The 22,084-nt window shown below is 68.8% G+C and carries 19 protein-coding genes and 1 tRNA gene; 11 read left to right on the forward strand and 9 right to left on the reverse strand.

The annotated features are described in order from the left end of the window. Positions 1-112: 112 nt before the first annotated feature. The 3 genes from purS to purL are packed head-to-tail and all read left to right on the forward strand — an operon-like array spanning position 113 to position 3,314. The gene (gene purS / locus ACZ5CR_RS22200; RefSeq protein ID WP_135332092.1) at positions 113-364 is read left to right on the forward strand and encodes a phosphoribosylformylglycinamidine synthase subunit PurS; all 252 of its coding nucleotides are present in this window, start codon (positions 113-115) and stop codon (positions 362-364) included. Next, on the forward strand, positions 361-1,065 hold the full coding sequence (gene purQ / locus ACZ5CR_RS22205) for a phosphoribosylformylglycinamidine synthase subunit PurQ (RefSeq protein ID WP_468859905.1): 705 nt from the start codon (positions 361-363) through the stop codon (positions 1,063-1,065). Before purS ends, purQ begins: the two co-directional genes overlap by 4 nt. Then, positions 1,065-3,314 (forward strand): phosphoribosylformylglycinamidine synthase subunit PurL, encoded by a 2,250-nt coding sequence (gene purL / locus ACZ5CR_RS22210; RefSeq protein ID WP_468859906.1) that lies wholly within the window; start codon positions 1,065-1,067, stop codon positions 3,312-3,314. The genes purQ and purL overlap by 1 nt, the downstream gene beginning before the upstream one ends. A 119-nt stretch (positions 3,315-3,433) precedes the next feature. Here the strand turns inward: purL and ACZ5CR_RS22215 are convergent, their stop codons facing one another. Next, positions 3,434-4,036 (reverse strand): Uma2 family endonuclease, encoded by a 603-nt coding sequence (locus ACZ5CR_RS22215; RefSeq protein ID WP_468859908.1) that lies wholly within the window; start codon positions 4,034-4,036, stop codon positions 3,434-3,436. A 93-nt stretch (positions 4,037-4,129) separates the two neighbouring features. Here ACZ5CR_RS22215 and ACZ5CR_RS22220 point away from each other — a divergent pair, with 93 nt between their 5' ends. The 4 genes from ACZ5CR_RS22220 (at position 4,130) to ACZ5CR_RS22235 (ending at position 7,342) form a co-directional block, all read left to right on the forward strand. Next, a complete protein-coding gene (locus ACZ5CR_RS22220; protein ID WP_468859910.1) occupies positions 4,130-4,969 on the forward strand; it encodes a M23 family metallopeptidase in 840 nt (279 codons plus the stop codon). Positions 4,970-4,974: 5 nt separating this feature from the next. Further along, positions 4,975-5,613, forward strand: coding sequence for a TetR/AcrR family transcriptional regulator (locus tag ACZ5CR_RS22225; RefSeq protein WP_468859912.1), 639 nt, complete (start codon positions 4,975-4,977; stop codon positions 5,611-5,613). Between the two features lie 9 nt (positions 5,614-5,622). After that, the gene (locus ACZ5CR_RS22230; protein WP_468859914.1) at positions 5,623-6,417 is read left to right on the forward strand and encodes a maleylpyruvate isomerase family mycothiol-dependent enzyme; all 795 of its coding nucleotides are present in this window, start codon (positions 5,623-5,625) and stop codon (positions 6,415-6,417) included. Positions 6,418-6,499: 82 nt separating this feature from the next. After that, positions 6,500-7,342 (forward strand): META domain-containing protein, encoded by an 843-nt coding sequence (locus tag ACZ5CR_RS22235; protein ID WP_468859915.1) that lies wholly within the window; start codon positions 6,500-6,502, stop codon positions 7,340-7,342. On the opposite strand, the gene ACZ5CR_RS22240 is transcribed toward ACZ5CR_RS22235, so the two are convergent. The 3 genes from ACZ5CR_RS22240 to ACZ5CR_RS22250 all read right to left on the reverse strand — a co-directional run bounded on the left by ACZ5CR_RS22240 (position 7,284) and on the right by ACZ5CR_RS22250 (position 10,459). Further along, the gene (locus ACZ5CR_RS22240; RefSeq protein ID WP_468859917.1) at positions 7,284-8,675 is read right to left on the reverse strand and encodes an LPXTG cell wall anchor domain-containing protein; all 1,392 of its coding nucleotides are present in this window, start codon (positions 8,673-8,675) and stop codon (positions 7,284-7,286) included. The genes ACZ5CR_RS22235 and ACZ5CR_RS22240 overlap by 59 nt on opposite strands. Before the next feature lie 171 nt (positions 8,676-8,846). Continuing rightward, positions 8,847-10,280 (reverse strand): sulfatase family protein, encoded by a 1,434-nt coding sequence (locus tag ACZ5CR_RS22245; RefSeq protein ID WP_468859919.1) that lies wholly within the window; start codon positions 10,278-10,280, stop codon positions 8,847-8,849. Positions 10,281-10,357: 77 nt separating this feature from the next. Further along, complete coding sequence (locus ACZ5CR_RS22250) at positions 10,358-10,459, reverse strand: putative leader peptide (RefSeq protein ID WP_468859921.1); 102 nt, start codon at positions 10,457-10,459, stop codon at positions 10,358-10,360. A gap of 175 nt (positions 10,460-10,634) precedes the next feature. Here ACZ5CR_RS22250 and purF point away from each other — a divergent pair, with 175 nt between their 5' ends. Then, the gene (purF, locus tag ACZ5CR_RS22255; protein WP_468859923.1) at positions 10,635-12,161 is read left to right on the forward strand and encodes an amidophosphoribosyltransferase; all 1,527 of its coding nucleotides are present in this window, start codon (positions 10,635-10,637) and stop codon (positions 12,159-12,161) included. 37 nt (positions 12,162-12,198) lie between these two features. Then, complete coding sequence (gene purM / locus ACZ5CR_RS22260) at positions 12,199-13,293, forward strand: phosphoribosylformylglycinamidine cyclo-ligase (protein ID WP_468859925.1); 1,095 nt, start codon at positions 12,199-12,201, stop codon at positions 13,291-13,293. 134 nt (positions 13,294-13,427) lie between these two features. On the opposite strand, the gene ACZ5CR_RS22265 is transcribed toward purM, so the two are convergent. Together ACZ5CR_RS22265 and ACZ5CR_RS22270 are read right to left on the reverse strand one after the other, a co-directional pair. Beyond that, positions 13,428-13,688 (reverse strand): DUF3073 domain-containing protein, encoded by a 261-nt coding sequence (locus tag ACZ5CR_RS22265; RefSeq protein ID WP_468859927.1) that lies wholly within the window; start codon positions 13,686-13,688, stop codon positions 13,428-13,430. A 290-nt stretch (positions 13,689-13,978) separates the two neighbouring features. After that, on the reverse strand, positions 13,979-15,061 hold the full coding sequence (locus ACZ5CR_RS22270; RefSeq protein ID WP_468859929.1) for a Leu/Phe/Val dehydrogenase: 1,083 nt from the start codon (positions 15,059-15,061) through the stop codon (positions 13,979-13,981). Between the two features lie 208 nt (positions 15,062-15,269). Between ACZ5CR_RS22270 and ACZ5CR_RS22275 the strand changes: the two genes are divergently transcribed. Both ACZ5CR_RS22275 and bldC read left to right on the forward strand, forming a co-directional pair. Continuing rightward, positions 15,270-16,151: a DUF8083 family protein gene (locus ACZ5CR_RS22275; RefSeq protein ID WP_468859931.1), complete on the forward strand. Its 882-nt coding sequence runs from the start codon at positions 15,270-15,272 to the stop codon at positions 16,149-16,151. A gap of 500 nt (positions 16,152-16,651) precedes the next feature. Further along, positions 16,652-16,858 carry a developmental transcriptional regulator BldC gene (gene bldC, locus ACZ5CR_RS22280; protein ID WP_003949541.1) on the forward strand — a complete coding sequence of 69 codons (207 nt, stop codon included), beginning with the start codon at positions 16,652-16,654 and terminating at the stop codon, positions 16,856-16,858. Between the two features lie 581 nt (positions 16,859-17,439). Here the strand turns inward: bldC and ACZ5CR_RS22285 are convergent. The 3 genes from ACZ5CR_RS22285 to hrpA all read right to left on the reverse strand — a co-directional run bounded on the left by ACZ5CR_RS22285 (position 17,440) and on the right by hrpA (position 22,054). Then, complete coding sequence (locus ACZ5CR_RS22285) at positions 17,440-17,649, reverse strand: DUF6274 family protein (RefSeq protein WP_468859933.1); 210 nt, start codon at positions 17,647-17,649, stop codon at positions 17,440-17,442. A gap of 284 nt (positions 17,650-17,933) precedes the next feature. After that, positions 17,934-18,008, reverse strand: a tRNA-Asp gene (locus ACZ5CR_RS22290). Between the two features lie 95 nt (positions 18,009-18,103). Further along, entirely contained in the window at positions 18,104-22,054 is a 3,951-nt protein-coding gene (gene hrpA / locus ACZ5CR_RS22295; RefSeq protein ID WP_468859935.1) for an ATP-dependent RNA helicase HrpA, read from the reverse strand. Between the last annotated feature and the right edge of the window lie 30 nt (positions 22,055-22,084).

The following is a 22,084-nucleotide window of genomic DNA, read 5'->3' on the forward strand; positions in this document are numbered from 1 at the left end:
GGCAGGAACGTGACCGTCCTCACGTAGGTTTCTACGAATCTACGCGAGTAGAATTTTTGTGCGGGTAGTCTGAAGGGACCGCTCAGCCAGCACCACAACACCGGGAGTGCCAGTGGCACGCGTCGTAGTCGACGTCATGCTCAAGCCGGAGATCCTCGACCCCCAGGGCCAGGCGGTGCAGCGTGCACTTCCGCGCCTCGGTTTCAAGGGGATCGCCGACGTACGTCAGGGAAAGCGCTTCGAACTCGAGGTGGACGGGCCCGTCGATGACGCGGCCCTCGCCCGTATCCACGAGATGGCGGAAACCTTCCTCGCCAACACCGTGATCGAAGACTTCTTCGTAAAGGTGGAGGAAGAGAAGTGACTGCTCGAATCGGAGTCGTCACTTTCCCCGGAACCCTCGACGACCGCGACACCCAGCGCGCCGTCCGCGTCGCCGGCGCCGAAGCCGTGCCGCTCTGGCACCGGGACAAGGACCTGAAGCAGGTCGACGCCGTGGTGCTTCCCGGCGGATTCTCGTACGGCGACTATCTCCGCGCCGGAGCCATCTCGCGTTTCTCGCCGGTGATGGAGACGGTCATCGAGCAGGCGAAGGCCGGAATGCCGGTTCTCGGTATCTGCAACGGCTTCCAGGTGCTCACCGAGTCCCACCTGCTGCCCGGCGCGATGCTGAAGAACAACCACCTGCACTTCATCTGCCGCGACCAGAAGCTGCGCGTGGAGACGGCCGACACCGCCTGGACCGCTGACTACGAAGTCGGCCAGGAGATCTCCGTACCGCTGAAGAACATCGACGGCCGTTACGTCGCCGACGAGCGGACCCTGGACATGCTGGAGGCCGAGGGGCGGGTCGTCTTCCGCTACCTGGCCCGCGGCGAAGCCGCCCATGGATACGGCAACCCCAACGGGTCGCTGCGCGACATCGCCGGTGTCTCGAACGCCGCGGGCAACGTCGTCGGCCTCATGCCGCACCCCGAGCACGCCGTCGAGCCGCTGATCGGGACCGGTCGCACCGACGGTCTGGGATTCTTCACCTCGATCCTGAAGAAGCTGGTCAACGTCTGATGACTCTGGACACCGTCAAGCACGCCGCCGAGACCCCCGAGGTCAAGCTGCCCTGGGCCGAACTGGGCCTGAAGGAAGACGAGTACGCCCGCGTACGCGAGATCCTGGGCCGCCGTCCCACCGGCGCCGAGCTCGCCATGTACTCCGTCATGTGGTCCGAGCACTGCTCGTACAAGAGCAGCAAGGTCCACCTGCGCCAGTTCGGCGAGAAGGCCCCCGAGAACGACGCGATGCTCGTCGGCATCGGCGAGAACGCCGGTGTCGTGGACGTCGGCAACGGCTATGCCGTCACTTTCAAGGTCGAGTCGCACAACCACCCCTCGTACGTCGAGCCCTACCAGGGCGCGGCCACCGGTGTCGGCGGCATCGTCCGCGACATCATCGCGATGGGCGCGCGCCCGGTCGCGGTCGTGGACCCGCTGCGGATGGGCGCCGCCGACCACCCCGACACGAAGCGTGTCCTGCCGGGTGTCGTCGCGGGCATCGGCGGCTACGGCAACTGCCTGGGCCTGCCGAACATCGGCGGCGAGCTCGTCTTCGACGCCTGCTACCAGGGCAACCCGCTGGTCAACGCCGGTGCCATCGGCGTCATGCGGCACGAGGACATCCACCTCGCCAAGGCGAGCGGTCCCGGTAACAAGGTCATCCTCTACGGGGCCCGCACCGGCGGCGACGGCATCGGCGGCGCATCGATCCTGGCGAGTGAGACCTTCGACGACACGAAGCCGTCGAAGCGTCCCGCGGTCCAGGTCGGCGACCCCTTCCAGGAGAAGCTCCTCATCGAGTGCACCCTGGAGGCCTTCGCCGAGAAGCTGGTCGTCGGCATCCAGGACCTCGGTGCCGCCGGTCTCTCCTGCGCGACCTCGGAGCTCGCGTCCAACGGCTCCGGCGGCATGCGCGTCGAGCTCGACGACGTACCCCTTCGCGACTCCACGCTCACTCCCGAGGAGATCCTCATGAGTGAGTCGCAGGAGCGCATGTGCGCGGTCGTCGAGCCCGAGAAGGTCGAGCGCTTCCTCGCGATCTGCGAGAAGTGGGACGTCATCGCCACCGTCGTCGGTGAAGTGACGGACGGCGACCGGCTTGAGATCTTCTGGCACGGCGAGAAGATCGTCGACCTCGACCCGCGCACCGTCGCCCACGACGGCCCGGTCTACGAGCGCCCCTACGCCCGGCCCAAGTGGCAGGACGCACTCCAGGCCGACGACGCCAACAAGCTCGCCCGCCCGGCGAGTTCGAAGGAACTGCGCGACCAGGTGCTCGCGGTCGTCGCGTCGCCGAACCAGGCCTCCAAGGCGTGGGTGACGGATCAGTACGACCGTTTCGTGCAGGGCAACACGGTGCTCGCGCAGCCCGAGGACTCCGGCATGGTCCGCATCGACGAGGAGTCCGGCCTCGGTGTCGCCCTCGCCAACGACGGCAACGGCCGCTACTCGAAGCTCGACCCGTACGCCGGCGCGCAGCTCGCCCTGTCGGAGGCGTACCGCAACGTCGCCGCGACCGGCGCCAAGCCGCTCGCCGTGTCGGACTGCCTGAACTTCGGTTCGCCCGAGGACCCGGACGTCATGTGGCAGTTCGCCGAGACCACCCGTGGCCTCGCCGACGCCTGCCAGATCCTGGGCACCCCGGTGACCGGCGGCAACGTATCGCTCTACAACCAGACCGGTGAGGCGGCGATCCACCCGACGCCCGTCGTCTCCGTCCTCGGTGTGATCGACGACGTCGCACGGCGCACGCCGATCGCTTTCGCCGAAGAGGGCCAGCTGCTCTACCTGCTCGGTGACACCTCCGAGGAGTTCGGCGGCTCGGCCTGGTCGCAGGTCGTCCACGACCACCTCGGCGGGCTTCCCCCGAAGGTCGACCTGGAGCGCGAGCGGCTGCTCGCCGAGATCCTGATCTCGGGCTCGCGCGACGGCATGATCGACGCGGCGCACGACCTCTCCGACGGCGGCCTCGCACAGGCCGTCGCCGAGTCCTGCCTCCGTGGCGGGAAGGGCGCGCGCCTGGTCGTCCCGGACGGGCTCGACGCGTTCACCCTCCTGTTCAGCGAGTCGGCAGGGCGGGCGGTCGTGTCCGTCCCCCGTTCCGAGGAGCTGCGCTTCACCGACATGTGCGGGGCGCGGGGCCTTCCCGTGACGCGCGTCGGTGTGGTCGACGGCGACGCCGTCGAGTTGCAGGGCGAGTTCACGCTGACGCTGAGCGAGATCCGCGAGGCGCACGAGGGGACTCTTCCGGGGCTCTTCGCCTGACCGGTCCAGTGCAGTGCGTACATGGCTGAAGGCCCCACCCGAGGGAGATCGGGAGGGGCCTTCAGTGCGCGTCGGGCGAGGTACTCGGCAGGCTGGGTACTCGGCAGGCTCGGTACTCGTCAGCCGAGGTAGTCGAGCAGCTCGGTGGTGTCGATCTTGAAGCCGACCGGGTCCGGGAGGTCCACAGTGGCTCCCAGCCGCATCTCGTGGACGTCGGTATAGCGGCCGGTCTCGGCATCGGGCTCGCTGTGGACCACGGCTTTGCCTAGCTCGCGGTCGATGAGCAGATACACCGGAATGCCGGCTGCCGCATAGGCCGCGGGCTTTTCCTCGCGGTCCCGTGCGTGAGTGTCGGAGTCGTACGAGGTGACCTCCACCGTCATGAGGACACCGCTGGCGTCGGCCCAGTCGCGTTGGCCCTTGAAATAGCCCTCCGGCGCGAACGATCCGTCCGGGCGGGCGCGACCCTTGCGGCACGTCTCGATCGTCAGCCCATGTTCCGCGCTGTACATCCACAGGTCAGGCCTGTGCTGCATGCAGCGTTTCGTCAGCCACGTGATGATCTCGACGTGGTCGCCGTCCGGCACGTTCTTGACCCCGATCCGCCCGTTGATGAACTCCAACCTGACGCCCTCGAGCTGTTTGTCGGTGAGGCGGGCGAGATGTTCGAACTCCTCGACCGACATCTGGACCTGCGGCGTGCGCTCTGCCATGACCGTCATGTTGCACTCCTCCCTGGGCGACGGCCAGTGTTGCCACTGACCAGCAGTGCCGGGGGTGTTCGGCTCCCGTTCACCCGTACGGGGGGAAGCGCCATGTCCATACGTCAACGCAGGCTTGCCAGAAGGCTTCAGTACCTGCTGTGGCTGATCTTTTTCGCCGATGTCGGCGCCGGGTTCCTCGCGGACCTGCCCTATCCGCTCTGGGCCGGCTGGATCCCGCTGCTCGGTGCGATAGGGATCAGTTTGGCGCTCCACAGCGACCTGAGCCGCAGGGCCCGCACCGAGCCCCCGGCCCCCGTCGAGATCGAACCGCCGGTCACCGGCCGCTGGTCCGCGCTGAACAGCCCTGCCGACAAGGTGCCGAGCCACGGCACGCACAACCTCGCGCAGACGTACGCCATCGACATCGTGGCCGAGCCGGAGGAGGGGCCGAAGCGGCCCGCCTTCGCCTGGCTGTGGCCGATCGCCCGGGGCAACAAAGCCTTCCCCGCCTTCGGGGCCCCGCTCCTCGCCGTCGCCGACGCGACCGTCGTGCACGCCGAGGACGGCCAGCGCGACCACCTCAGCCGCAACTCCCTCGCCGCGTTGGTCTACTTGATGACCGTCGAGGGCGTCGGCAGGACGGTGGGCGGGGCACGCCGCATCGTCGGCAACCACATCATCCTCGACCTCGGCGACGGCACGCACGCCATGTACGCGCACGTCCGGCGCGGCTCGCTCGCCGTCCGCGCCGGGGACAGGGTCGAGGCCGGGCAGGTCATCGCCCACTGCGGCAACTCCGGAAACTCCACCGAACCCCACGTGCACTTCCAGCTGATGGACGGCCCCGACCTGGGCACCGCGCGGGGTGTGCCGTTCCGCTGGAGCGGCGTCGGGGTGCCCGCCGGCGGCGAGACGTTCACGGTGGGGGAAGAAGCCGCCCCGGTACCGTGACCTGCATGACTGACGAGCTGGGGCTGCGTGCGCGCAAGAAGAAGCAGACGGCCTCACGTATCTGGCGGGCGGCGGTGGATCTCTGCTCGGAGCGGGGCTTCGACCACGTCTCCGTGGCGGAGATCGCCGAGGCCGCCGAGGTGTCGAAGATGACCGTCTTCAACTACTTCGGCACCAAGGAAGGCGTGATCGTCAGCCCGATGGAGGAGCACGTCGGCGACCCGGCCCGCGCGGTGCGCGAGCGGCGGCCGGGGCAGTCCGCGGTCGACGCGATGCGCGGACAGTTCCTTGAGCAGATCACCGGGCGCGACCCCTCGATCGGCCTCAGCGGCGACCCCCGCGCCCTCAAGGTGCGCCAGCTCATCGGCGCCACACCGACCCTCGCGCACCGCATGGTCGGCTTCCACATGAGCAGCGTCCAGCTCCTCACGGACGCCCTCGCCGAGGAGACGGGCGACACGCTCCTCGCACGCGTCGCCGCCTCGCAGCTGATCGGCGCCCGCAACGCGCTCATCATGGAGAACCACCGGCGCACGCTCGACGGTGACCCGATGGACGAGATCGCCGAGGAGTGCGCGCTGGCCACCGAGCGGGTCTTCGGCCAGGTGGAAAAGGGTCTCCAGGGGTACCCCGGGAAGAATTAGGCTCGCCCCATGCCACCGGCCAAGAAGCGCACACGCTCGTACGACCCCGCCAAGATCCGCACCGCGGTGCTCGCCCAGTTCGGGAACGTACGAGAAGCGGTCGGCGCCCTGGAGCCCGAGCAGCTCGCCCTGCCGACACGGCTCGGCGGCTGGACCGTACGGGAGCTGGCCGCGCACCTCACGATGGCGCTGGGCGGCGTCACCCGCTTCCTCGCCATGCCGGAGCCCCCGGCGCGTGAAGTGGCCCTGCTCGACTGGCCGTTCGCGACCGCGTCGGCCGCGGCGCAGGTGGACGAGGCGGTGCGGGCGTTCGCCGTGCGGGAGGATCTCGGCGAGCTGTACGCGCGCACCCTCGCCGATTTCGAGGCCGCGCTGCCCGATGCCACGGCCGGACGGCTCACGCCCACCCGGTTCGGCGCGATGACCCTCGACGACTTCCTGGTCACCCGCACGGTCGAACTCATCGTCCACACCGACGACTTGAACGACGCGGTGCCGGGCCTTGACGTCCCGTACGACCGTCAGGCCCTCGCCGCCTGCACCCGGCTGCTCGCCGACGCCCTCGCGGTGAAGGCTCCCGGCGGCGCCGTCGAGGTCAGGGTCCCGCCGTTCGCCGTGGTCCAGTGCGTGGAAGGGCCCCGGCACACCCGCGGCACCCCGCCGAACGTGGTCGAGACCGACCCGCTCACCTGGATCCGCCTCGCGACCGGGCGTACGGAATGGAAGACGGCACTCGACGGAGCGAAGGTCAGCGCGAGCGGGGAGCGGGCGGATCTGGCGGCGCTGCTTCCGGTCATGAGCTAGGGCGCCTCTCGTCTGGATCAGGCCGTGGGCGGCTCGACAGGGCGAGGGGAACCAGATCACCCACTTGTCCCGTCAGAGCTGCATGCAAAATCAACGACTGACTCCGACCGTCATGGCCCTGGCCGCCGCGGGACTGCTCACCGCGTGCGGTACGCAAACCGGCTCGGGCAGCGACTCTGACGGCGGGTCCGTCGGGTCCGGACCGGCGATCACCGGCGTCCATTGGAACGTCGAGAGCCTCACCGTGAACGGCAAGAAACAGCAGGCCCCGGGCGATGCTCACGTCACGATCGACGACAAGGGCAAGGCCGAGGGCAACTACGGCTGCAACGGCTTCTCCGCGGACGTGTCGATGGACGGCGACACCGTCGGCTTCGCCAACGCCGTCTCCACCAAGAGGGCCTGCGACAAGCAGGACTTCGAGGAGACCTTCAAGTCGGCCCTCGCCAAGGGCGACCTGAAGGCCGCGGTCGACGGCGACAAGCTGACGCTCACCACCGACAAGGGAGACCGCGTGGCCCTCACCTCGGAGCCGGATGTCCCGCTGACGGGCACCAAGTGGAACGTGAACGCCATCGGCGACGGCAAGGCCTCGGCGTCCCTGCCGAAGGAAGTGGACGGCAAGGCCCATCTGACCTTCGGCAAGGACGGCACCGTCCGCGGCAAGCTCGGCTGCAACAACGTCACCGCCAAGGCCGAGGTGAAGGGCGACAGCATCACCCTCGGCGCTCCCCGGAGCACCCGGATGATGTGCCAGGGCGCCGCGGCCGACACCGAGAAGAAGCTCCTCAAGCTCTTCGACGGCAAGGTGAGCTACAAGCTGACCCACAGCGGGCTCTCGCTCACCGCCGCCGACGGCACGGTCGTCAGCGCGAATGCCGACCTGAAGCAGGAGAAGCAGGAGAAGCAGGAGAAGCAGAAGTAGCGACCGTCCGGCGGGAGCGGGACTTCAGCAGGAACGCGCCGCCGAAGGCGAGCATCAGGCCGCCGCCGATGGAGTAGGCGAGGGTGGTGTCGGAGTCGCCGCCGGTCTCGGCGAGTTCGGTGGAACCACCCTCGGGGCGCGCGTCGTTGGGGGCTTCCACGGGCTCGTCCTGTACGGCCCCGTCCTGTACGCGCTCGTCCTGTGCGCGCTCCTCGTGCACGGGCCCGTCCTGTACGCGCTCGGCAGCCTTCGCCGGGGCGGCGGGCGCGGCCACCCCGTCCAGGCTCACCTTCACGGTGGCCGTGTCCGCCCCCGCCTTCACGACCTCGACCTCCACCTTCCGGGCCTTGTCCGTCAGCTTCGTGCCCGCCTTGAGCGCGTCCGCGTCGGCCGGGGCGTCGCCGCCGGTGGACTCGTCGGCGTCCGGGGTCGGGTCCACGAGGGCCGACTCGGCGTACTTCCCGTCCGGCACCCGGTAGGCGTGCACGCCCTGGATCTCGCCGTCGAGGGTGCCGGACTCGTGCCGCAGCTCCACCACGAGACGGTCGTCGCCCAGCGGAACGTCCAGCGCACGGACCCCGCTGCCGCTCCCGTACAGCGGACGCAGCGTGTACGTCGCCGACTTGCCGACCTTCGCCACCTCGCCGCCCGTCAGCCACTTGTTGTGCAGCAGCTCGGGCGAGGTGAGCCCGGCCTCCCAGCCGCCGCCTCCCATCGGCGTCTTGTGGCTGGTGCCGTCCTCCTCGCAGCCCGCGCCGAGGTCGCCGTCGGGGCAGCGGAGGCGCATGTGGTGGCTGTAGCCGAAGTTGTGGCCGAACTCGTGGACCAGGGCCGTCATCGACATCTTGCCGTCGGCGCCGACGGGCATCCAGGTGGTGCCGCCGCCGACGGTGCCGAGCGCGAGCCAGTCGCAGCCGGCCTTCTCCGAGGGGAAGACGAGCGACAGATGGTCGTAGCTGTCCTCGGGGACGCCCTTCGCGGCGAGCGCCTCGCGCGTCAGGTCGTTGATCTTGCCGGTGTCGCAGCCGGTGGCCGCGAGATCGATGTCGACGGGTCCTGTGACCCCGTCGCCCTCGGCGGCCTTGAAGGTGGTCGCACCGCCGGTGACCTCGTTGTAGTACGAGGTGAGGGATCCTTCGGCGCCGAAGTAGTTGCCCTTCAGGGCGGTTTCGAGCTTGCCCGCGTCCGGGATCCGGCTGTCCGTGAAGTTGACCATGGCGACCTGGACGCGCCGCTCCGGCTCTTCGGCAGCGGGCGCGGGAGCGGCGGCGGCAGCGGTGAGGGCTGCGGCCACGGCGGCCGGTATGAGACAGAGGCGCGGGGACGGCTTCATGCGGGACCTTCCGAGTGGGGGTTCGCGCGGACCTGTAGATCAACTTGGGCGCGCGCGAGGCACGCTAGCGATCACATCGGCCCGCGCGAACCCCTCGGATGGCTTCTTAGGCCGCGCTTAAGGCTCAGTTCAGGCAGGGGGTGTCAGGCAGGAGGCTTCCGGCGGTGCGTTTCAGGCAGCCGGGTACGGCAGCAACCCCTTGTCCGTCTTCTCCCACGCCGCCTTCAGCTCCGCGAGCCGCTTCGGCTCGTCCGCGGCCCGGTCGGCCTGCTCCCGCTGATCCGCGGCGAGGTTGAAGAGCTGGTCGTCGCCGCCCTTGCCCCGGTAGTACTTCCACTCCCCGCGCCGCAGCGCACGCTCCCCGCGCACCCGCCAGAACAGCTCGCGCTCGGCGAGCTTCTCGCCCTTCAGGAGATAGGGCGCGAGGCTGGTCCCGTCGAGCTCGTACGCGGGGTTCGGCCGGGCCCCGCCGATCTCCAGGAGCGTCGCGGTCCAGTCCGGGGTGAACACGGGCTCGTGGCTGACCTGCCCGCCGTCGAGCCGCGCGGGCCACCGCACGATGGTCGGCACGCGGATACCGCCCTCCTGGAGAGAGGACTTGTTGCCCGACAGGGGCCAGTTGTACGAGAAGCGCTCACCGCCGTTGTCGGAGGCGAAGAAGACCAGAGTGTCCTCCTCCTGCCCGGACTTCTTCAGGGCCTTGAGGACCTCACCGACCGACCGGTCCAGATCCTCCACCATCTCCGTGTACTTCTCCACGGAGCCGCCGTCCTGGTGCCAGAGCGCGCCCTTCTCGCCCGCCTTGATCCTCCGTACGATCTCGGCGCTCTCCTGCGTGTCCCCGTCCGCTATCCACGGCCAGTGCGGGGTGGTGAAGTTCAGATTGAGCAGCCAGGGCTTGTCCCCGTGGTCCCGCCGCACGTACTCGGCGGCCCGCTCGGTCAGGATGCGCGTGTAGTAGCGCAGGTCTTTGTACTCGGCGTCGCCCTCCTGGACATCGCCCTCGTAGAGGTCGTACTCACCGCCGAGCCCCAGTTTCGAGTAGTACTCCAGGGCTCCGCCGAAGTTCCCGAAGAACTCGTCCCAGCCCGACTTGGTGGGCGAGTAATCCGGCAGGTAGCCGCAGTGCCACTTGCCGATGAGCGCGGTCGCGTACCCGGCGTCCTTGAGCAGCGAGGCCAGTGTCGGATGCGTCGGCTCAAGGCCCACGGACTTGTCCGCGATCGGCTCCGCGAGCCCGCCCTTCGTACGTCCCGGGAAGCGCCCCGTGTAGAGGCTGAAACGGGTCGGCGAGCAGGTCGCCGAGCCGGAGTAGGCGTCGGTGAACCGCACGCCCTGGCGCGCGAGGCGGTCCAGGTTCGGGGTCTTGATGTGCGGCGCCCCGTAGGAGGAGAGGTCGGCCCAGCCCAGGTCGTCGCCGAGGATGAAGAGGATGTTCGGCCGCCGACCGCCTCTGCGCGGAGCCGCACGGAAGGGCCGCTCCCGCGCCTCGGCGGCGGCGGGCACCCCCACGGCGGCCGCGGCACCGGCTCCCACGGCACCGGCGAAGGCACGTCGGGACAGAGCGGGCTTTCGGGACAGGGCGGACTGGTCGTTCGAGGGCATGGCTGCGCTCCTGAACGGGGCGTGGCGCGGCAGGGCGGCACGTACCCGAAGTCGGAAAAGTGAGACGGAGGGTGAGCTCAGGCAGCGCTGCGACAGATCGCGCTCGCGACACGGACCAGGTCTACGTGGCGGCGCTCCACAAGGATGACCGTCGGGTCATCGAGGGGCTGCAGGGGCATGGACCAGGAGCTTCACGGGACCCGCTCGCCCCTGTCAACGCTCGCGCCCACCTGTTCACACGGGCTTCGTACTCCGCGTACGTACCGGCGTACGCATCGGCGCCGTCATCACGCTCCGTGCGGGGTCTGTATCCCCAATTCGGACCAGTGGTCGATCTCGCCTACACTCGATGTCGTGCCACGTGGTGACGGTCGACTCAATCATGATCTGCTCCCCGGCGAGAAGGGCCCCCAGGACGCTTGCGGCGTCTTCGGTGTCTGGGCTCCGGGTGAAGAGGTCGCCAAGCTCACTTACTTCGGGCTGTACGCCCTCCAGCATCGAGGCCAGGAGTCCGCGGGAATCGCGGTCAGCAACGGCTCCCAGATCCTTGTCTTCAAGGACATGGGGCTCGTTTCCCAGGTCTTTGACGAAACCTCTCTCAGCTCGCTCCGGGGTCATATCGCGGTCGGTCACGCCCGCTACTCGACCACCGGGGCCTCCGTATGGGAGAACGCCCAGCCGACGTTCCGTGCCACCGCGCACGGCTCCATCGCGCTCGGGCACAACGGCAATCTCGTCAACACGGCCCAGCTCGCCGAGCTCGTCGCCGAACTGCCCAAGGAGAACGGCCGCGCGACCCAGGTCGCGGCGACCAACGACACCGACCTGGTGACGGCTCTCCTCGCGGGCCAGACGGACGGCGACGGCAAGCCGCTGAGCATCGAAGACGCCGCCATGAAGGTCCTCCCGGACGTTCAGGGCGCCTTCTCCCTCGTCTTCATGGACGAGGGCACGCTGTACGCGGCACGCGACCCGCAGGGCATCCGCCCGCTGGTCCTTGGCCGCCTGGAGCGCGGCTGGGTCATCGCGTCGGAGTCCGCGGCGCTCGACATCTGCGGCGCGAGCTACGTCCGCGAGGTCGAGCCCGGCGAGTTCATCGCGGTCGACGAGAACGGACTGCGAACGTCCCGATTCGCGGAAGCGAAGCCCAAGGGCTGTGTCTTCGAGTACGTCTATCTGGCGCGTCCCGACACCGACATCGCCGGCCGGAACGTCTACCTCTCGCGTGTCGAGATGGGGAGAAAACTCGCCGAGGAAGCTCCGGCCGACGCGGACCTCGTCATAGCGACACCGGAGTCCGGCACGCCCGCCGCGATCGGTTACGCGGAAGCCTCCGGCATCCCCTTCGGCGCGGGCCTCGTGAAGAACGCCTACGTGGGCCGGACCTTCATCCAGCCCTCGCAGACGATCCGCCAGCTCGGCATCCGTCTGAAGCTGAACCCCCTCAAGGAAGTCATCAAGGGCAAGCGTCTTGTCGTCGTCGACGACTCGATCGTGCGCGGCAACACCCAGCGCGCCCTGGTCAAGATGCTCCGCGAGGCCGGAGCCGCCGAGATCCACATCCGGATCTCCTCCCCGCCCGTGAAGTGGCCCTGCTTCTTCGGCATCGACTTCGCGACCCGCGCCGAGCTCATCGCCAACGGAATGACGATCGACGAGATCGCCACCTCCATGGGCGCCGACTCCCTCTCGTACATCTCCATCGACGGCATGATCGAGGCCACGACCATCGACAAGCCGAACCTCTGCCGCGCCTGCTTCGACGGCGTGTACCCGATGGATCTTCCCGACCCCGAGCTGCTCGGCAAGCAGCTCCTGGAGACGGAGCTGGCCGCCGGTCCGGCGTCCACCGCTGCGGCCGACGCGATCCGTCGCCCGTAAGCCACCCGTAGTAACGACACGAAAGCTCTCATCCCCCATGCCTACTGAGCCTTTTGAGCGTGCTCCGCACACGGGCACCGGTGCCAGCTACGCCTCCGCGGGCGTCGACATTGAGGCGGGCGACCGTGCCGTCGAGCTGATGAAGGAGTGGGTGAAGAAGACGAAGCGCCCCGAGGTCCTCGGTGGCATCGGCGGCTTCGCCGGACTCTTCGACGCCTCCGCCCTCAAGCGCTTCGAGCGCCCCCTGCTCGCCTCCGCCACCGACGGTGTCGGCACGAAGGTCGACCTCGCCCGCCAGCTCGGCGTGTACGACACCATCGGGCACGACCTGGTCGCGATGGTCATGGACGACATCGTGGTGTGCGGCGCCGAGCCGCTCTTCATGACCGACTACATCTGCGTCGGCAAGGTCCACCCCGAGCGTGTCGCCGCCATCGTGAAGGGCATCGCCGAGGGCTGTGTGCTCGCGGGCTGCGCCCTCATCGGCGGCGAGACGGCCGAGCACCCGGGTCTCCTGGGTCCGGACGACTTCGACGTGGCGGGCGCGGGGACGGGCGCGGTGGAGGCCGACCGGGTGCTCGGCCCCGATCGCATTCGTCAGGGTGACGCGGTGATCGCCATGGCGTCCTCCGGGCTTCACTCGAACGGGTACTCGCTTGTCCGGCACGTGGTCTTCGACCGCGCGGGATGGACCCTGGACCGCAGGGTCGAGGAGTTCGGCCGCACGCTCGGCGAGGAGCTCCTGGAGCCCACCAAGATCTACTCCCTGGACTGTCTGGCGCTCACCCGCACCACGGACGTCCACGCCTTCAGCCACATCACGGGCGGCGGCCTCGCGGCGAACCTGGGCCGGGTCATCCCGGACGGTCTGCATGCGATCGTCGACCGCGGGACCTGGACGCCCGGCGCGGTCTTCGACGTGGTCGGCAAGGCAGGACAGGTCGAGCGCCTGGAGCTGGAGAAGACGCTGAACATGGGCGTCGGCATGATGGCGGTCGTCCCCGAGGAGTCCGCCGACGCGGCCCTCGCGACCCTCGCGGACCGCGGTGTGGACGCCTGGATCGCCGGTGAGATCACCGAGCGCGGCGACCACGCGGACGGCGCGGCACTGATCGGTGACTACTCCAAGTAGGCCGGTGAGCCGCCTGCGAGAGCAGCACAAAACCCGGTCCGGCGTGATGACCACCCCGGACCGGGTGAAGTGCAGTTGCTACGAGAACTGCAAAAACTACTGCGAAAACTGCAGGTGCTGCGAGTGCAACGAGGTCAAGCGCCGCGGCGCTGCGGCGAAGAACCGGACTCGTCGGAACGGTCCTCGTCTTCGTCGTCGTTATAGCGATCCGCGTACTGGGCGTACGGGTCGTCTTCTTCCTCGTCGTCGTCCTCGAACGGCTCGCCATTCGGCGGCTGTTGCGAAGTCGAAGCGCCCAGCTCATTGGCCAGGCGCGAGAGGTCAGTCCCGCCGCTGCTGTACTTCAGCTGGCGGGCGACCTTCGTCTGCTTGGCCTTTGCCCGGCCGCGCCCCATGGCTCGACCCCCTCGGATATGGGGTTTGGTGACCCCAGAGTCTTGACACGCGTTCATGATCAGGAACGGGCTCTCCGTGGAGAGGCCGGTCCGTAGGGCTTCCACGGTACCTGCTCCTGCGGCCATACGGTACGTCGCCCGCAGGACGCGCCTCGGCGCAGAACCCGCGAGGAGCCCTGTCCTCGCTGGTCAACTGCGATTTTAACCTCTTCTTGTCGGGCGACCCGCCGACGGGGGTGAGTCTTGTCTCTCGCGCACGTCGGCGGGGCCCTCTCGCGGTGCTCCCGGGGTCAGGGGCGGCGGGCCTCCGCCATCCGCTGCTCGGCGATCCTGTCGGCCGCGGCGGCCGGAGGAATGCCGTCCACCTTTGCGCGAGCGAATATGGCAAGAGTGGTGTCGAAGATCTTTGAGGCCTTCGCCTTGCACCGGTCGAAGTCGAAGCCGTGCAGCTCGTCGGCGACCTGGATCACGCCGCCCGCGTTCACCACGTAGTCGGGCGCGTAGAGGATCCCGCGGTCGGCCAGGTCCTTCTCCACGCCGGGGTGCGCGAGCTGGTTGTTGGCCGCGCCGCAGACCACCTTCGCGGTGAGCACCGGCACGGACTCGTCGCTCAGGGCGCCGCCGAGCGCGCAGGGGGCGTACACGTCGAGGCCCTCGACCCGGATCAGCGCATCGGTGTCGGCGACGGCCGTCACGGACGGGTGCTTGTGGGTGACGCGGCGCACGGACTCCTCCCGTACATCCGTGATCACGACCTCGGCGCCGTCCTCCAGGAGGTGCTCCACCAGGTGGTGGCCGACCTTGCCGACGCCCGCGACACCGACCTTGCGGCCGCGCAGCGACGGGTCGCCCCACAGGTGGTCGGCCGATGCGCGCATGCCCTGGAAGACACCGAAGGCGGTGAGCACGGAGGAGTCGCCGGCGCCGCCGTTCTCCGGGGAGCGGCCCGTCGTCCAGTGGCACTCGCGCGCGACGACGTCCATGTCGGCGACGTACGTACCGACATCGCACGCCGTCACATAGCGGCCGCCGAGCGAGGCCACGAAGCGGCCGTAGGCGAGGAGCAGCTCGTCGCTCTTGATCTGCTCCGGGTCGCCGATGATCACGGCCTTGCCGCCGCCGTGGTCCAGACCGGCCATGGCGTTCTTGTACGACATCCCGCGGGCGAGGTTCAGCGCGTCCGCGACGGCGGCTTCCTCGCTCGCGTACGGGTAGAAGCGGGTGCCGCCGAGGGCCGGGCCCAGGGCGGTGGAGTGGATGGCGATGACGGCCTTGAGGCCGCTGGCACGGTCCTGGCAGAGCACTACTTGCTCATGGCCCCCCTGGTCCGAGTGGAACAGGGTGTGCAGGACGCCGTTGTCAGCTTCGGTCACTGTGGTGACTCCCGGTCAAGTGGCGGCGGTTGGGCGGGCGCCCGTGCGGGTGGCGGGGCCCGATGGGCATGAGACTAGAGCCTGTGAGAACCCGCTGACCGCGCAGTGCCGAGGATCACCCTCTCCTGTCGCGCGGGAAGCACGGCGGAGTTCGGCCATGGCACGATTTGCAGTGTTTTCCAGCCGGTACGCGGGGGAGGGAGCAGCCGTGCCCAAGGTCTCTTCGTTGATCGTCCCGTACGCGTCCTACTTGCGCGTCTATGAGCCTCTCGCAGCCTTCCCGGAGCCCGAGCGCGGCCACTGGGCGCGGTACGCGCGCCGCGCCGACCGCCCCTCGTACCAGGACGAACTCCGGCGCTCCCTGGCCGATTTGCTGCCCACGCCGCCGGTCCCCGTGCCGGTGCACGAGAGCAGCGACGCGTTCGTGGTGGAGGCCGACGGGGTGGTGTGCGTCTGCCCCTGGCGCACCCGGCTCCGCGGCTGGCAGGCCCTGGGGGACCTGGCGGCCGGGCAGCTGCCCCCGCCGGTCCTCGACGCGGTCCTGCCGCCGGTGGTGCGCCGCCAGACGGCCGCGGACTACGAACAATGGCTTGCCCGCAACCCCGACGCGCGTCCCTGGATCCGTACGTCCACGTGGCAGGTGCCGCTGAACTGGTTCGTACTCGTCTCGGACGAGGAGCGTCAGTTCGAGAAGGGGTACGAGGGATACGAGGAGGGGCGCGAGGAGGGCGAGGCGGCGGTCTGTGCGCCCGTCCTGCGCTACCGGACGCCGATGGTGCAGGCGCGGCGCAGGGTGGCCCGCGGGCTCAGGACGCTGCGGGACACGATCGAGGAGGGGCCGCTCGTCGACGGGCTCATGGACGTGGGCCGGTGGCTCGAGGAGTTCCATCCGCGCTCCCTGGTCGAGCTCGACTACGGCGGGCTCGTGCACGCCCTCTCCGGGGACCAGCTCGACGAGGACCACTCGGCGGCGGATGTGGCGGAGGGGATCGAGGCGCTGCGCAACGGCGACGGCGAGGGGGCCGGTGAGGCGTATGCGAGGCTCATGGAGCGATGGAGGGCGGTCCGGGACCGCCAGTTCTCGAACTGACGTCAGCGGGGCGTTCGTAGGTCATCCCTACGAGGCGTACCTACGCGGCGCCTACACGGGACGTAGGTCCTGATCCGGGCTTTTCTCTCAAGCGTGACGGACCGCACTTAGTGCCCCCTTGCGCCCATCACCCCCCCTCGTGCCAAAATAGGACAAGGAGTCCGGGGAGGGCTCCTTCCGTCCATGTAAGGGCGGATTACTCGGTATTGCACGCTATGAGAAGTCTGTTGACTCCTGATCGCTCTGTGACTGATCGTCACTGTGGCGTGACTGTCCGCTATGGCATGGTCCATCGGCTTCCGTCGCTGATAGACACCTGGGAGGGCAATTCCATCGGTTTGGCCGACGTGGCTGGACGGATGGTGTAGTTGTAGTGCCGAAGACAAGCCGTTCGTCCTATAACCGACTCGACCCGCGTCCGCCATTTCGGGCAACGCGGGTCAAGGTGCAGAATTTAGAGGAATGAACCGAGAAGGTTCGGTTCTCCGAGGAGGCCGCTCATGACCGCTCGCACCCCTGATGCCGAGCCGCTGCTGACCCCGGCTGAGGTTGCCACGATGTTCCGCGTCGACCCCAAGACGGTGACGCGCTGGGCCAAGGCTGGCAAGCTCACGTCGATTCGCACGCTCGGCGGCCATCGCCGTTACCGCGAGGCCGAGGTTCGCGCACTGCTCGCGGGTATCCCGCAGCAGCGCAGCGAGGCCTGATTTGCCGCATAACCGCAGTACCCGGACGAAGAGTACGACCGCTGCTGGGTCCCCCAATCCAGCCGCAACGTCCGACTTTTAGCTACACGCGACGCGGGTCCCGCCCCAACGGGTCCCACGCCTGAGCCTCATGGGTGAGTCGTCATTGATCGCGCTGGACTCCGCCGGGTCCAGCGCGATCTTTTTTGTGCGCCCGAGAGGTCCCGGTGGGCACCGCTGTGGGCGGGCTTGTTGGTCTCTGAGGGGTGCTGGGGTCGCACTGTGGGGAGGCTGTGGCGCCGCGAGCCGTGCAGGTTTCCCATCGCCCTTGTGGCGCCCGGGCGGGCGTCTGGCGGGCGCTGCGTGGGGTGGCTGCGGGGCGGTGCAATTGCACATATTAAATTGACTGGTTGTAAGACGGGTGTAAGTTCGAGGGTTTCCAAAACAAGTTCGGTGACACCCGTCACACGCCGGGAACCTTGTTGCCTGCGATACCTCTGAGCTAGAGGAGATCCCGGCCCACGCAGGGGAGTTGGTCCCGCGCGCCCGAGGTCCGTCCCCTCACCCTGCCACCACCGGGGTGGGTCGCGGGTCGGCTTTGGTCACGCGTTCGGGGGACTTTCGTCCTCGCCCGGCTCCAGGGCGCCCTCGCCGTCTCCTTGAGCGGCCGAAGAGGCCTCCAGGGCGAGGCGTTCGAGCCGGTGGCAGATCGGGCAGTGCCGGGTCACGTGGCGATAGCTCGCCGCGGCGGACAGGTGGGCGCGCAACAGTGCGCGTGTCTCGTGCCGTGCGGACGCCGCCGAAGCCGTCATGCGACACCTCCAGATGGGGAACCGGTCCCGCCCCGCTCCCTGATGTCTAGGTACCGGCGGAATGTGACGCAGTCAAGATGTGGGCACGCAAGAAGGGCCGTACTCGCCAAGCGGGTACGGCCCTTCTTCTCCTGCGGTCCTGACGGGATTTGCTGTGTCTGATTGCGGCTGCGCCGCGGGCGCGGCCTCCGACTCGGCGGGGTGGGGTGTGGGGCGGGGCGGGGTGTGATGGTGCACGTGAAGAGGGCCCGCATCCTTGTCGGATGCGGGCCCTCTTCCTACTGCGGTCCTGACGGGATTTGAACCCGCGGCCTCCACCTTGACAGGGTGGCGAGCACTCCAAACTGCTCCACAGGACCTTGCTTTGCGGCGCTGATTGCTGCGTTGCGCTGCGAGACAGGACTCTACAGCAGCGCAGGCCCGGCGGTCGAACTCACCCAGGGTGCCGGGGTGATCACGGTGCGGCCGCGTCGATCGCCTTCACGATCCGCTTGTCCGAGACGGGGTACGCCGTGCCCAGCGCGTGGGCGAAGTAGCTGACGCGGAGCTCCTCCAGCATCCAGCGGATGTCCAGGACCTCCTGGGGGACGGGGCGGCCCTGCGGGAGCTGTTCCAGGAGCCAGGCGTACTCGTCCTGCATCTCGTGGACCTTCTCCATGCGCGACGTGTCCCGCTGGACGTTCGTCGGCATCTGCTGGAGGCGCCGGTCGGCGGCCACCATGTAGCGCATCAGGTCCGCCAGGCGGCGGATCCCCGTGGCGGTGACGAAGCCGGGGCCGACGAGGGCGTCCAACTGCGCCCGGACGTCCGTGAGGTTGGGCAGCAGCGTCGGGCTCTTCGTCGACTTCAGGCGGCGCTCACAGGCCTGCCAGGCGGCGAGGACCTGCTGGACCTGGCTCACCGTGCGGACCGTCGTGTCGACGATCTCGGCGCGCACCTTCTCGTACAGCTTGCGGTAGGACTCCTCGTCCCAGGCGGGACCGCCGAAGTCGCCGATCAGCTTGTCCGCCGCGGCCATCGCGCAGTCGGCGAAGAGCGCCTGGATGGAGCCGTGCGGGTTCGCGGACAGGGCGATCTTCTGGGCGTTGGTCAGCTTGTCCGACGCGAACTTGGCCGGATTCACGGGGATGTTGCGCAGGATGAGGCGGCGCGTGCCCTTCCACATCGCCTGCTGCTGCTCGGCCTCCGTGTCGAAGAGGCGTACGGAGACGGTGTTCGCTGCGGAGCCGTCGTCCACGAGGGCGGGGTACGCCTTCACCGGCTGGCCCGCGCGACGCGTCTCGAAGACGCGGCTGAGGGAGCCGATGGACCAGTCCGTGAGCCCGGAGCGTTCGACGGCCGCGCCGCCACTGCGCTCGGCCGTCGCGGCGGCCGCCTGGGAGAGGGCCTTGCGGGCCTTCGGGCGGAGCTGGAGCTTGAGCGCCTCCAGGTCCTTGTCCTCGGAGAGGTTCTTGCGCCGCTCGTCGGTGATCCGGAACGTGATCTTCAGGTGGTCCGGTACGCGGGTGAGGTCGAAGTCGTCCGGCGAGACGGGTACGCCCACCATCCGCTGGAGCTCACGGGCGAGGGTCACGTGCAGCGGCTCCTGGAGCGGGACCGCGCGCTCCAGGAACGCCTTCGCGTAGTTGGGCGCGGGGACGTAGTGCCGGCGGATCGGCTTGGGCAGGGAGCGGATCAGCTCGATCACGACCTCCTCGCGCAGACCCGGGATCTGCCAGTCGAAGCCGTCCGCCGTGACCTGGTTCAGGACCTGGAGCGGGATGTGGACCGTGACGCCGTCCGCGTCCGCGCCCGGCTCGAACTGGTACGTCACCTTGAACTTGAGCGGCCCCTGCCGCCACGTATCGGGATAGTCCTCCTTCGACACGTCCCCCGCGCGCTCATTGATGAGCATGGAGCGCTCGAAGTCGAGCAGCTCGGGCTCTTCCCGGTGCTTCTTCTTCCACCAGGAGTCGAAGTGTGCGCCGGAGACGACGTCCGCGGGCACCCGCTGGTCGTAGAAGTCGAAGAGCGTCTCGTCGTCGACGAGGATGTCGCGGCGCCGTGCGCGGTGCTCAAGCTCCTCCACCTCGGTCAGGAGGCGCCGGTTGGCGGCGAAGAACTTGTGGTGCGTGCGCCAGTCGCCCTCGACGAGCGCGTTGCGGATGAACAGGTCGCGGGAGACCTCGGGGTCGATGCGCCCGTAGTTCACCTTGCGCTGGGCGATGATCGGGACGCCGTACAGCGTGACCTTCTCGTACGCCATCACGGCCGCCGCGTCCTTCTCCCAGTGCGGCTCGCTGTACGTGCGCTTGAGCAGATGCTGGGCGAGCGGCTCGACCCACTCGGGCTCGATCTTCGCGTTGACGCGGGCCCAGAGCCGGGAGGTCTCCACCAGCTCCGCCGACATGATGAAGCGCGGGGGCTTCTTGAAGAGGGCCGAGCCCGGGAAGACCGCGAACTTCGCCGAACGGGCGCCCAGATACTCGTTCTTCGCGCCGTCCTTCACGTCCTTCATCCCGATGTGGGAGAGGAGCCCGGCGAGGAGGGACACGTGCACCTGCTGCTCGGGGGCGTCGTCCTCGTTGAGGTTGATCCCCATCTGCTTGGCGACCGTACGCAGCTGCGTGTAGATGTCCTGCCACTCGCGGATCCGCAGGAAGTTCAGGTACTCCGCCTTGCACATCCGGCGGAACGAGGACGAGCCGCGCTCCTTCTGCTGCTCGCGGATGTACCGCCACATGTTGAGGAAGGCCAGGAAGTCGGAGGTCTCGTCCTTGAAGCGCGCGTGCTGCTGGTCGGCCTGCGTCTGCTTCTCGGCGGGGCGCTCGCGCGGGTCCTGGATGGAGAGCGCGGCGGCGATCACCATGACCTCGCGTACGCAGCCGTTCTTGTCGGCCTCGAGGACCATGCGGGCCAGGCGCGGGTCCACCGGAAGCTGGGCCAGCTTGCGGCCCTGAGGGGTGAGGCGCTTCTTCGGGTCCTTCTGCGTGGGGTCGAGCGCGCCCAGTTCCTGGAGGAGCTGCACGCCGTCGCGGATGTTGCGGTGGTCCGGCGGGTCGATGAAGGGGAACTTCTCGATCTCGCCGAGACCGGCCGCCGTCATCTGGAGGATGACCGACGCGAGGTTGGTGCGCAGGATCTCCGCGTCCGTGAACTCGGGGCGCGCGACGAAGTCGTCCTCCGAGTAGAGGCGGATGCAGATGCCGTCCGACGTACGGCCGCAGCGGCCCTTGCGCTGGTTGGCGCTTGCCTGGCTGATCGCCTCGATGGGCAGCCGCTGCACCTTCGTACGGTGGCTGTAGCGGGAGATGCGGGCCGTGCCCGGGTCGATGACGTACTTGATGCCCGGGACGGTCAGGGAGGTCTCGGCGACGTTCGTCGCGAGGACGACGCGTCTCCCCGTGTGCTGCTGGAATACACGGTTCTGCTCGGCGTGCGAGAGGCGTGCGTAGAGGGGGAGGACCTCGGTGAAGCGGTAGTTCTTCTTGTTCAGCGCGTCCGCCGTGTCCCGGATCTCGCGCTCTCCGGAGAGGAAGACGAGGATGTCGCCCTTGCCCTCGCCCTGGAGCTCCTCGACGGCGTCCGTGATCGCGGTGATCTGGTCGCGGTCGCTGTCCTCCGAATCCTCTTCGAGGAGCGGGCGGTAACGCACCTCGACGGGATACGTACGGCCGCTGACCTCGACGATCGGGGCGTCCCCGAAGTGTCTGGAGAACCGCTCGGGGTCGATGGTCGCCGAGGTGATGACGACCTTCAGGTCCGGGCGCTTGGGAAGCAGCTGGGCCAGATACCCGAGCAGGAAGTCGATGTTCAGCGACCGCTCGTGGGCCTCGTCGATGATGATCGTGTCGTACGCGCGCAGCTCACGGTCCGTCTGGATCTCGGCCAGCAGGATGCCGTCCGTCATCAGCTTCACGTACGTGTCCGCGCCCACCTGGTCCGTGAAGCGGACCTTCCAGCCGACGGCCTCGCCGAGCGGGGTGTTCAGCTCGTCGGCCACGCGCTCGGCGACCGTGCGGGCCGCGATACGGCGGGGCTGCGTATGGCCGATCATGCCCCGCAGGCCGCGGCCGAGCTCCATGCAGATCTTGGGGATCTGCGTCGTCTTGCCGGAGCCCGTCTCGCCCGCGACGATCACGACCTGGTGGTCGCGGATCGCCTCGGCGATGTCGTCCTTCTTCTGGCTGACCGGGAGCTGTTCGGGATACGTGATCTTGGGCAGACGGCTGCCCCGCTCGGCCATCCGTGCCGCTGCCTTGTCCACGTCCGCCGCGATTTCGGCGAGGACGGTGGCCCGGGCATCGGGCTTGCGGATCCGGCGCGCACCCTCGAGCCGGCGGCCGATCCGGTGCTCGTCGCGCAGCGACAGCTCGGACAGACGGGGGGCGAGGGCGTCGAGGGTGAGGGCAGGCTGCGTAGACATACGGCGTCCAGGATCTCACCCGCCGCTCGG

This window comes from Streptomyces sp. NPDC031274 (assembly GCF_055570235.1).

Bases quoted from the DNA above. Each gene is read 5' to 3' on its own strand.
- purL (WP_468859906.1), top strand. From the start codon at position 1,065: ATGACTCTGGACACCGTCAAGCACGCCGCCGAGACCCCCGAGGTCAAG.
- ACZ5CR_RS22215 (WP_468859908.1), bottom strand. From the start codon at position 4,036: ATGACGGTCATGGCAGAGCGCACGCCGCAGGTCCAGATGTCGGTCGAG.
- ACZ5CR_RS22220 (WP_468859910.1), top strand. From the start codon at position 4,130: ATGTCCATACGTCAACGCAGGCTTGCCAGAAGGCTTCAGTACCTGCTG.
- ACZ5CR_RS22225 (WP_468859912.1), top strand. From the start codon at position 4,975: ATGACTGACGAGCTGGGGCTGCGTGCGCGCAAGAAGAAGCAGACGGCC.
- ACZ5CR_RS22230 (WP_468859914.1), top strand. From the start codon at position 5,623: ATGCCACCGGCCAAGAAGCGCACACGCTCGTACGACCCCGCCAAGATC.
- ACZ5CR_RS22235 (WP_468859915.1), top strand. From the start codon at position 6,500: ATGCAAAATCAACGACTGACTCCGACCGTCATGGCCCTGGCCGCCGCG.
- ACZ5CR_RS22240 (WP_468859917.1), bottom strand. From the start codon at position 8,675: ATGAAGCCGTCCCCGCGCCTCTGTCTCATACCGGCCGCCGTGGCCGCA.
- ACZ5CR_RS22245 (WP_468859919.1), bottom strand. From the start codon at position 10,280: ATGCCCTCGAACGACCAGTCCGCCCTGTCCCGAAAGCCCGCTCTGTCC.
- ACZ5CR_RS22250 (WP_468859921.1), bottom strand. From the start codon at position 10,459: ATGCCCCTGCAGCCCCTCGATGACCCGACGGTCATCCTTGTGGAGCGC.
- purM (WP_468859925.1), top strand. From the start codon at position 12,199: ATGCCTACTGAGCCTTTTGAGCGTGCTCCGCACACGGGCACCGGTGCC.
- ACZ5CR_RS22265 (WP_468859927.1), bottom strand. From the start codon at position 13,688: ATGGGGCGCGGCCGGGCAAAGGCCAAGCAGACGAAGGTCGCCCGCCAG.
- bldC (WP_003949541.1), top strand. From the start codon at position 16,652: ATGACCGCTCGCACCCCTGATGCCGAGCCGCTGCTGACCCCGGCTGAG.
- ACZ5CR_RS22285 (WP_468859933.1), bottom strand. From the start codon at position 17,649: ATGACGGCTTCGGCGGCGTCCGCACGGCACGAGACACGCGCACTGTTG.
- hrpA (WP_468859935.1), bottom strand. From the start codon at position 22,054: ATGTCTACGCAGCCTGCCCTCACCCTCGACGCCCTCGCCCCCCGTCTG.